The organism is Marinomonas pollencensis (assembly GCF_003387375.1).
Lineage (GTDB): Bacteria > Pseudomonadota > Gammaproteobacteria > Pseudomonadales > Marinomonadaceae > Marinomonas > Marinomonas pollencensis.
In genome coordinates, this window is sequence record NZ_QUNG01000017.1 from 57,370 (window position 1) to 67,645 (window position 10,276).

Annotated in this window: 10 protein-coding genes; 8 read left to right on the plus strand and 2 right to left on the minus strand. The window is 44.1% G+C overall.

From position 1 onward, the window contains the following. Window position 1 precedes the first annotated feature (1 nt). From DFP81_RS16800 to DFP81_RS16830, 7 genes are all read left to right on the plus strand, one after another. Complete coding sequence (locus DFP81_RS16800; RefSeq protein ID WP_115899044.1) at window positions 2-946, plus strand: hypothetical protein; 945 nt, start codon at window positions 2-4, stop codon at window positions 944-946. A gap of 105 nt (window positions 947-1,051) precedes the next feature. Then, entirely contained in the window at window positions 1,052-2,155 is a 1,104-nt protein-coding gene (gene trmA, locus DFP81_RS16805) for a tRNA (uridine(54)-C5)-methyltransferase TrmA (RefSeq protein ID WP_115899045.1), read from the plus strand. A 223-nt stretch (window positions 2,156-2,378) separates the two neighbouring features. Continuing rightward, window positions 2,379-3,608 (plus strand): phosphoglycerate dehydrogenase, encoded by a 1,230-nt coding sequence (gene serA, locus DFP81_RS16810; RefSeq protein WP_115899046.1) that lies wholly within the window; start codon window positions 2,379-2,381, stop codon window positions 3,606-3,608. Between the two features lie 437 nt (window positions 3,609-4,045). After that, entirely contained in the window at window positions 4,046-5,158 is a 1,113-nt protein-coding gene (locus tag DFP81_RS16815) for an extracellular solute-binding protein (protein WP_115899047.1), read from the plus strand. A 92-nt stretch (window positions 5,159-5,250) separates the two neighbouring features. Next, window positions 5,251-6,330 carry an ABC transporter ATP-binding protein gene (locus DFP81_RS16820; RefSeq protein WP_115899048.1) on the plus strand — a complete coding sequence of 360 codons (1,080 nt, stop codon included), beginning with the start codon at window positions 5,251-5,253 and terminating at the stop codon, window positions 6,328-6,330. Next, entirely contained in the window at window positions 6,323-7,210 is an 888-nt protein-coding gene (locus tag DFP81_RS16825; protein ID WP_115899049.1) for an ABC transporter permease, read from the plus strand. The genes DFP81_RS16820 and DFP81_RS16825 overlap by 8 nt, the downstream gene beginning before the upstream one ends. Then, the gene (locus DFP81_RS16830) at window positions 7,207-8,007 is read left to right on the plus strand and encodes an ABC transporter permease (protein WP_115899050.1); all 801 of its coding nucleotides are present in this window, start codon (window positions 7,207-7,209) and stop codon (window positions 8,005-8,007) included. Before DFP81_RS16825 ends, DFP81_RS16830 begins: the two co-directional genes overlap by 4 nt. Before the next feature lie 65 nt (window positions 8,008-8,072). Here the strand turns inward: DFP81_RS16830 and DFP81_RS16835 are convergent, their stop codons facing one another. Beyond that, window positions 8,073-8,918 carry a LysR family transcriptional regulator gene (locus tag DFP81_RS16835; protein ID WP_115899051.1) on the minus strand — a complete coding sequence of 282 codons (846 nt, stop codon included), beginning with the start codon at window positions 8,916-8,918 and terminating at the stop codon, window positions 8,073-8,075. A gap of 119 nt (window positions 8,919-9,037) precedes the next feature. Between DFP81_RS16835 and DFP81_RS16840 the strand changes: the two genes are divergently transcribed. After that, entirely contained in the window at window positions 9,038-9,910 is an 873-nt protein-coding gene (locus tag DFP81_RS16840; RefSeq protein ID WP_115899052.1) for an urea carboxylase-associated family protein, read from the plus strand. A 180-nt stretch (window positions 9,911-10,090) separates the two neighbouring features. Here DFP81_RS16840 and DFP81_RS18390 read toward each other — a convergent pair. Continuing rightward, window positions 10,091-10,276: hypothetical protein (locus DFP81_RS18390; protein ID WP_220343023.1), on the minus strand; the 186-nt coding region annotated here is incomplete at its 5' end.

The following is a 10,276-nucleotide window of genomic DNA, read 5'->3' on the forward strand; positions in this document are numbered from 1 at the left end:
TGTGTCTTTACCTTTGATAGCAGACGAAACAGACCTTGCGCGAGATGAGCAAGAAAAGCGTCACCAAGAATCTCTCGAAAAGGGGTCTTGGTGGCAATCAACACATCGATCTGTGTCAGAAACGGTAGACGATTGGTCACGTAATATCGATGCCTTTTTGTCAGGTAAGCAACACGTATTATCCAATGAAAGCTACATGCGTTTACGTTTCGGTCCAATCTTGAGCGACGATGGCGCAGACGGTTTTTTCGATTTTAATGCCCGCTTGAAACTCCCCAATACAAAAGACAGGCTGCGTTTTGTGATTGAGTCTGATGGAGATCATCTCACCAGCGATAATGAAGTCACGGAAACATCACGGGACAGCAGTGTAGTGAATTCCGTAGCCAACTCTAATGTCTCTGCGGCGGTACGCTATATTAAAAAAAGCTGGGGCGCAGATTTCGATGGGGGTGTTTTATTGGCCTTTCCATTGAATCCTTTTTTACGCACACGTTTTTCTCAAGGTCAGCGTTATGGTCAATGGCGTTGGTATCAACAAGAAGAGGCATTTGCTTATTATACAGAAGGAACAGGGCTGCGTTATAAATTGGGCTACGCGCACCAGTTGGGCGACGATTTTCAATATGGAAGCCGGTTTGGAACAACGTGGTTTGCTCAAGATGATGAAATATATTACCGCGAAGACTTCTTCTTAAAGCAGTCGCTCAATGAAAAAAGCAAATTGCTGTATCAGCTGAGTTTCTTGCAGGCCGATGGCGACGATACTGACGGCAATAGCTTTCTATACTTTGTTGATTACAGCCGACACTTGTATAAAAACTGGTTAATAGGCCATGTTAAACCGCAAATGACGCATGAATCAGACAATGATTATCAAGCTGATTTCTCCCTGACACTGTCATTGGAAGTGCTTTTTGGTAACCCCTATTTAGGGACTAAGTGATTTCCTACTTTTAGATAAAAAACCCTGATTAGATTTGTCGGATTGGAACTCGTATAATGCCGCGCACAAAGTGGTGAGTTTCCATTGTTTTTAAGAGAATGTGTCATGAGACCGGATCAAATCCAACCTGAATTATACGAACAGCAGCTTGTAGAAAAGCAGCTTGAGCTCACTCGCCTAATGGCTGACTTGTCATTGCCTGAACTAGAGGTGTTTGCGAGTAAGCCAACTCACTACCGGATGAGAGCAGAATTCCGTATTTGGCATGAAGGCGATGACTTGTATTACGCCATGTTTGACTCTGCGGATCCAAGAACACCGATTCGGACGGATCAGTTTCTGGCCGCTTCCACTCTTATTAACGAATTGATGCCAGCGCTGATTGAAGCGGTGCGTGATGTGCCTGTGCTGCGTCACAAATTATTCCAAGTGGACTTTCTGACCACTACCACAGGCGAAGCTCTGATTAGCTTGCTGTACCATAAGCCAATTGACGAGGAGTGGAATCAAGCTGCTCGTTTAATGAGTGACGCGTTTCCAGCTTGTCATTTCATTGGTCGCAGTCGTAAGAAAAAACAAATTCTAACGCGCGATTTTGTTATGGAAACATTGACGGTACACGGTCAAAAGTTCCATTACCAACAAGTTGAAAACAGCTTTACTCAGCCGAATGCCGGCATCAGTGAAAAAATGTTGGAATGGGCGCTGGATGTCACCGAAGGTCAATCCGGTGATTTGCTAGAAATGTACTGTGGTAATGGTAATTTTTCTATTCCATTGGCGCGTCGGTTTGATCGCGTTGTTGCTACCGAAATATCCAAAGTATCGGTGAACTCTGCACAACTTAATATTGCGATGAACGGCATGCAAAATGTTCAAGTTGTAAAAATGGCCAGTGAAGATGTTTCGGCGGCTTTAAACGGTGATGTCGAGTTGCCAAAAAGCCTACTGCAAGCAGGTGTAGATGCTTTGTCACCGGCGGTTGTTTTGGTCGATCCACCTCGAGCAGGGCTGGATGATGCGACCGTTGAACTGATTCGAAAAGTAGACCGTATACTGTATATTTCTTGCAATCCTGAAACATTAAAAGCGAACTTGATTGCATTAGCGAGCACCCATAAAGTGGTTCGTTACGCGATGTTTGATCAGTTCCCTTATACCCATCATGTAGAAGCTGGCGTTTTCTTGGAGCGCTTAGAAAGCGCATAATGATAAAAAGGGGCTATCGAGTCCCTTTTTTCTTGATGGCATTATTTCATTATTTTGTTGGTTCTTTGAGCAATGCGCAGAAAAGAAGAAAACGGGCATTTACATGAGTTTTGCTCTTAACAGAATGAACGACATTCTTGTATCTTGAATACGACATAGAATGATCTGTGTTAACATATTTATACAATTTCCCCCCCACCATAATAGAGAAGTCGAACGAGCCATGAGCAACACCTCATTAGACAAAGACAAAATTAAAATCTTGTTATTAGAAGGCGTGCACCAGTCTGCACTGGATGCATTACATGCCGCTGGTTATACCAATATCGAGTACCATAAAACGGCACTGGCTGAAGAAGAGCTTATTAGTAAGATCTCCGAAGCGCATTTCATTGGTATTCGCTCCCGCACACAATTAACAGAAAAAGTGCTTTCCCATGCCAATAAACTGGTAGCGATCGGCTGTTTCTGTATCGGCACAAACCAAGTGAATTTGGAGGCAGCCAGCGAGAAAGGGATTGTTGTCTTTAACGCCCCTTACTCGAATACTCGTAGTGTGGCAGAACTGGTACTAGGTCAGTTGATTTTGTTATTGCGCGGTATTCCTGAAAAGAATGCGGCTTGTCATCGTGGTGGTTGGATTAAATCCGCGGTAGGTTCGTATGAAACTCGTGGTAAGCGTTTAGGTATCATTGGATACGGTAGCATTGGTACACAACTTAGCGTATTGGCTGAGTCCTTGGGTATGGAAGTGTGCTTCTACGATATCGTGACTAAGTTGCCTCTTGGTAATGCTCGTCAGATTAAGAGCTTGAACGAATTGCTAGCAACCTGTGATGTAATCAGTTTGCATGTGCCAGAAACCAACTCTACAAAAATGATGATTGGCGCCAATGAAGTCGCACAAATGAAGAAAGGATCTATCTTCATTAATGCTTCTCGTGGCACAGTAGCAGATTTGGGTGCGGTTGCTGAAGCGATTAAAGCTGGCGATTTGAGTGGCGCTGCAGTTGATGTATTCCCAGTTGAGCCTAAGGGCAATGCAGAAGAGTTTGTTTCTCCTCTGCGCGGTCTAGATAATGTTATTTTGACGCCTCATATTGGTGGTAGCACCATGGAAGCACAAGAAAATATCGGCATCGAAGTGGCTGAGAAGCTGATTAAATACTCTGATGTTGGTACCACGATTGCGGCAGTTAACTTCCCAGAAGTGGCTTTGCCTTCACAAGCAGACAATCATCGTATTCTTCATGTTCACGCTAACCGTCCTGGTGTGTTGTCTAAGATCAATGCCATTTTCTCTGAAAATGACATCAACATTACTGGCCAATACTTACGTACCACTGAAAAGTTAGGTTATATGGTCATGGACGTGTCTGCTGATGCAGGTGAGATGGCCCTAGAGAAATTAAAAGAAGTGGACGGTACTGTTAAAGCCCGCGTACTTTTCTAAGTCTTCTTCTTACTAAAAAAGCCAATGCCGTAACATGCTGCGATCAAGCCTGTTACGGCGTTGGTTTTTTTTTGCCTTGAAAGTCATTTGTGATAACAAAAGTGTAGCCTGTTTTAAGAAAAGTATTGAAACATTCCTATCTGGATCTCTAGGGAAAAAGGGGGAGACTGGGTCTTATGCGCTGAGTTAATTTACTTAATATCGCGGGAAAATATCACTTTACTTTAAAAGCGACAAAAATTTGACCAAATGCGACCTTCGAAAAAGCTTTAATCGCTAATCTGTAACAATATTGCCATTGTTTTGTATTATGGTTTTTTATTGACTACTCATTTAATAAAAAAATAAGAGTCATGTAGGCGTCTGTTTGGCTTAAAGGCGTTAGGTAAAACTTCTGCACACCAAATTATAATTGCACCACTACAAGGAGCTCTAGAATGACCCTTTCACGTCGTCAGTTTATCAAAGGCGCTTCCGCCGCAGGCGCGGTAGCCGCTACCCCTTTTTCTATTAATCAGGCACTTGCTGCAAACAAAGAACTTCGTATCTACGCGTGGGCTGGATACATAACAGATGCTATGTTGTCTGATTTTAAGGCAAAAACTGGAATCAATGCGACCTTTACCCCGTATGGTACCAACGATGAGTTAATGAACTCTCTACGTGCTACGGATGGTACAGGCTTTGATATTATTATGCCGACGGTAGACCGTGTGCCAGGTTATGTGGATTATGATTTAGTTCAGCCTCTAGATACTTCTCGCATTAATTGGGATGGCTGTTTGGACAGTGCGATTAGTGGCTCAGAAGTGGGTGGCATCGTTAAGGGCGAACGTTATTTTGCGCCTGCTGATTGGGGCACAGAAGCGATTGCTTATAATACAGAGTATGCAAAAGCGGACCCTAAGAACTTAAGCTATGGCGATTTGTGGTTGCCTGAAAATGCGGGTGGTGTAACGGTGCGTGGCCATTCTGCATTGGTTGGCATCGGTTTATGGTTGGAAAAGGCGGGTAAGCTGCCGTTTCCATTGCTGGACTCGTATAAAAACGAAAAAGCGATGCGCGCTAACTTTGATGTTATTTTAAAAGTAGCCACTGAGTATAAGTCTTCTATTGCTCAGTTCTGGTCAACTGAAAATGAAGCGCAAGGTGCATTCCGTACTAATGGTGCCGTCATTGGTCAGACTTGGGACAGTACTGCGTTTAAACTGAAGTCTGAAGGGGAGCCCGTTGCGTTCGGTGCACCTAAAGAAGGCGCCTTGGCATGGATGGAAGGCTTTGTCATTCCTAAAAATGCCAATAACGTTGATTCGGTATACGAATTTATCAACTGGTATTACACACCAGAAGCCGGCGCTATGTTTGTTGAATCTACTGGTTATAACTCAACTTCTAAAGGCGCTGAAGCCTTATTGCCGCAAGCGACGAAAGATTTCTTCAATAGTTCTTATACACAACAAGATCTTGCCAACTTGTGGTGGTGGCCAATTCAAGAACCTTGGTATGTTGCATTACGTAACGAATATCAGGATCGCTATTTGTCTGCGTAAAGCAGAATAAGAGAAGCCCCTCGTAGTATGACTCTGCGAGGGGCTTTTTCGTCTAGCGATCTTCACCTATAAAAAGATTAATGAGAGGTAATATGGACAGCAGTGTTCATCTAGATAATGTCGTTATGGAATTTGGTGATTTCACCGCTATTCAGAAAACGGATTTGAAAATTGAGTCTGGTGAGTTTTTTAGTTTCTTAGGCCCATCAGGGTGTGGCAAAACCACCATTCTAAATATGATTAGTGGTTTTCTTGACCCTACCCACGGCGATGTGAAAATTGGCGGTCAGGCGATGCGCGGCGTCCCTGCGAATAAGCGACCTACTTCAATGATCTTCCAAAACCTCGCTTTGTTTCCACTGATGACAGTGGCTGAAAATATTGAATTTGGTTTGGAGGTTCGAGGGGTCTCAAAAGCTGAGCGTAAAAAAGCCTCAGATCGATTGCTAGAACTGGTTGCTCTTGAGGGCAGCGGAACTAAGAAAGTGTCCGAATTATCAGGTGGTCAGAAGCAACGGATTGCTATTGCTCGGGCGTTAGCCGTTGAGCCTCAGGTGCTATTACTGGATGAGCCATTGTCTGCACTGGATCTAAAACTGCGCCAGCATATGCGTATTGAGCTGAAAGAGATTCAACGAAAAACCGGTATTACTTTTATCTACATCACTCATGATCAGGGTGAAGCTTTGACTATGTCCGACCGAGTCGCAGTGATGTCGGCTGGTAGAATTCAACAAGTCGCAGACCCAATTACTTTATATCGCGACCCCAAAACGGCTTTTGTTGCCTCTTTTGTTGGTGAAAACAACGGCATTAGTGGTCGCGTCGCACAACTGAATAATGGTATAGCAGAACTGGATTGTGGCGTGTTAGGGCGTTTACAAGGGCGCGTTCAAGACGGTGTCAATGTGGGAGATAACGCGACTGTGTTCATCCGGCCTGAGCATTTTCGCCTGCAAGCAGACAGTAATATGTTGACGATTCCCAGCGCGATCGAAGAAGTGAACTTCGAAGGCTCTTATTTGACGCTGAATGCGAATACGCAAGCGCAAACCAGTTTGTCGATTCAACTTGGTTCCCATCAATACACACAAGACCTGATTAAGGGGGCACCCGTGTCCTTGTCTTATCGTGCTGAAGATGCCGTGGTGATAGGAGGTGATCATGTTTAGCCAACTTAAGGCGCGCTTCGGCAGCAGCTTGGCGGTTGGTATTCTTGGTATGATCGCGATTTGGCTGTTGGGGATGGTCATTCTGCCTCAGTTGTTGATGGTCGACTACTCGTTTCGGCCTAATTTGTTTCCTTCGGAAATAGGCGGCCCGAAAGACGTTTATTCCTTAGGGAATTACGAGACGCTGTTTAGTAACCTAATACACTTAAAGATCTTCTTGAAAACCATTTGGTCAAGTGTGTTAGTGACTGTGCTTACTTTGTTGGTAAGTTATCCCATTGCCTTTTACCTCGCCAAAGTGGCAACACCCAGACAAGCTGCGTTTTGTTTGTTGCTCTTGGTGATTCCATTTTGGATCAATGAAATTCTACGTACCTTCGCCTGGTACATTATTTTGGCTTATAAAGGGCCATTAAATGCCATGTTATTAGGGATGGGTGTTATTGATCGCCCTATACGTTTTCTGTCAGGTGACGGTGGTGTCTTAATAGGCATGGTGTATGCATATATTTTGTTTATGATTTTTCCTATTTATAACGCCATAGAGAGTCTAGATACTAATCAGGTCAAAGCGGCGCGTAATTTGGGTGCAGGCTGGATCCGTACTCATTGGCGAGTCATTATTCCCCATGCTAAGCCGGGAATTGCAACGGGTTGCATCATGACATTTATGTTGGCGGCTGGTAGTTATGCTGTGCCGTCATTATTAGGCTCACCAGGAAGTCGTTGGTTCACACAAATTATTTACAACTGGTTCTTTGAAGGAGGGGACTGGAACCAAGGTGCCGCTTATGCCTTCTTACTGTTGATTATTTGTATTGGCTTTATTGCTTTGGTGATGCGTATCTTTAAAGTGGGTTTGGGGGACATTGCAAAATGAGATCTGAAACCATGTTGCGTTGGAGTATTCGCTTCTATATTGGCGTGTTCTTTTTATACTTGTTTACGCCGCTAATCATTATGGGGCTGGCGACCTTCAACGACAGTCGTTTTCCAACAGTCTCTCCTTGGAAAGGTTTTACCCTAAAGTGGTTTAGTGCGTTAGCGGAAGATGGTGCTATGTGGCACGCCTTATGGATTAGCGTGATTGTTGCCATTGGCGTGTTGGTGGTGGCGGTGCCCATTGGGATTTGTTGTGCGTTGTTTCTTTCTACTTTTCAAGGTCGAGGGAAAACCTTTTTGTACTCTCTGATGATGTCGCCATTATTAACACCTGGTGTCATTGTTGGTATCTCCACATTGATCTTTTGGAAGGGCTTTTCTGTCAGTGGTGGTGTGATGTTGACCGTGATCGCACAGACGACCTTTATTGCTGCCTATGTGATGCTGATGGTACTGGCGCGTTTACAACGCTTTGATCGTACTTTAGAAAATGCCGCATTAAGTCTTGGTGCGACTCAATGGCAAACGTTCCGACGTATATTATTGCCTTATTTGAAGCCCGCTATCATATCGGCTGCCGGCATCGCTTTTCTGCAGTCATTTGAGAACTACAATACCACCTTGTTTGTGAAGGGTTATGACACTACCTTGACCGTATATATTGCCTCTAAGGTACGTACGGGTTTAACGCCAGCGGTGAATGCTCTTGGCTTAGTGATGATCTCAATTACGGTCATTCTAGCCATTGTGTACGAAATAAAACGCCGTCGAGAACAGCAATCTATGAGTGGTTAATTAGCGCTATCTTGTTAGGCATCAGTGGTATTAAAAACCAGTATGTTTCTCATACTGGTTTTTTTTCATGTGAGGTGTTGGAATAAATCAACAATATCAGCATGGGCATATTTATTTCGCTCTATGGCGTAATAGCGGCCAAGGTTGCCCTTGTGGGGTGAAAGAGAGACTAAAGTTCCACTGGCTAAATCGTCTTCAATTAGAGCTTTTGGGCAAAGGGCAATGCCTTGAGCTGCAATCGTCGCCATTTTCAGCAAATGAAAATCTTCGTATAAAAGACGAGGTGGTTGGCTGAGTTTTAATCCTTGTGTTGCAAACCAAGCTTGCCAACTGTCTGGGTTATTATCATGGAGTAAGTCCGCTTTTAACATGTCCTGATTGGATACAGGTAAGGTAAATCGTGTTAAGTAAATCGGACTGCAAACAGGAATGGTCTCGCCACTCAAAATGCGGGTAGATAGGTAAACGCTGCGACCATGCTTTTCATGACTGCCAATGCGCAGGCTGTACTCATCTAAATAGTCGGGGGCAGAAGAGAGGTAGTTAATAATAAACTCATGATTAGGCTGCTTTTCCTTAAATGCCAACAGGCGAGGTAATAGCCAAGGTTCAATAAGGGACGGTAGGCAGTAAATAGTCAGAGGTCGTGGTGTATCCGACACGCTCGACAGTATTTGGTCGATATGATCAAAGGGGGCGGCCAGTTCATTAGATAGTCGCTGCCCTTCGAGGGTGGGCTTGAGTTGTCGGCCAGATTTATAAAACAGAGCATAGCCAAGTTGGGCTTCTAGGCGTTTAAGCTGATGGCTAACGGCCGACTCTGTTAAATGCAAAAAATCAGCGGTTGTTTTCAAGCTTTTAAATCGGATCGCGAGGTGAAATGTGTGTAAGGCATTGTATGGATGACTCATTAACCGCCTCTCCTGTTTGTTACTTTAATTTTTGTCATGTGTTTTTAAATAAAGTCATTATATTTGAGTGTCCGGTTTTATTAAGCTAAGTCAAACAGTCAATAAAGCGGGAGAGTGTCATGTGTAAAGTCGAAGCAGCTTACCGAGCGGGTCCAGGTTCAAAGCTTTCTGTTGATACCGATTTTTATAATTCACTAAAAGAAGGCGGTGTTAAGCGAACGTTAGTGGAAACCGTAAAGGTGCCGATGCGGTCGGGTAAAGCGTGGGAAGTGCCAGCAGGCCATGTCTTTCGAGTGCGGGTGCCAGAAGGACCACAGGTTGGTGATTTTAATATGTGGAATAAGCACGATCCCCGTGAGCGTATGTGGGCGTCGCGAACTCGTCAGATGCAAAGAGCACATGTGAGTATTCATGACCGTCTTTGGTCAACGCTACCATTCCTTCGTCCCATGGTCACCATTATCGATGACAGTCTTGCCGAGTATGGACAGGACGCAGAAGGCGGTAGAGTGCATGACTTATTAGGCACACGCTGTGACCCTTATGTGAATCGATTACTGACGGGGGAAGATTTTGACTTTCATTGCCACTCAAACTTAGTGCGTGCAGTACTGCCCTATGGATTAACCGAATTTGATGTTCATGATGTGCTGAATATTTTCCAATGCACAGGGCTTAATGAAGACGATAAATACTTCATGAAGGCGTGCCCGGCCAAACAGGGAGACTACCTAGAGTTCTTTGCTGAAATAGATCTATTGTGTGCATTGTCCTGTTGCCCAGGAGGGGACTTATCAGTAGATCTATGGGGCCCAGAAGCAAAAGACCCATTATCAACCTGCCATCCGTTGGAAGTGGAGATTTATAAGCTAGAAGCCAGTGCATTAGAAGATTGGGAAGAGCCTAAGAGTGCAGGTTACGCTGGTGGCCATGGTCTTAGTGCGTCAAATGTCGATTGGGAGGCGAAAAAGAAAGCCCTACCGTCTAACTAATAGCGCAAAAAACAAACAGAAAGTGGCATTTTTGATGGTTAATTGAACAGTTTTTGTTTTCTTTTAAATTAATTGCGATAAATGTCACTTTTTCTCAGAAAAGGGTTGCACTAAATCTGTAGATCCTTAATATACGCCCTCGCTGACACGGACAACGCTTCACAACAACGAAGACGATGTCTAGCTTACTAAGTAAGCCAACAAGTCAGCACGCTCTTTAAAATAGATAATCAGATAATTTGTGTGGGCGCTCGCTGGAGTCTTCAGAAGATCAACGCAGTTCGGTTTTACCGGAATGTAGTTGATCAAAAAAATTGAAGACTTACGAGAGTCAAACACGTCAATTCGCTTTATGTTGATTGTTCT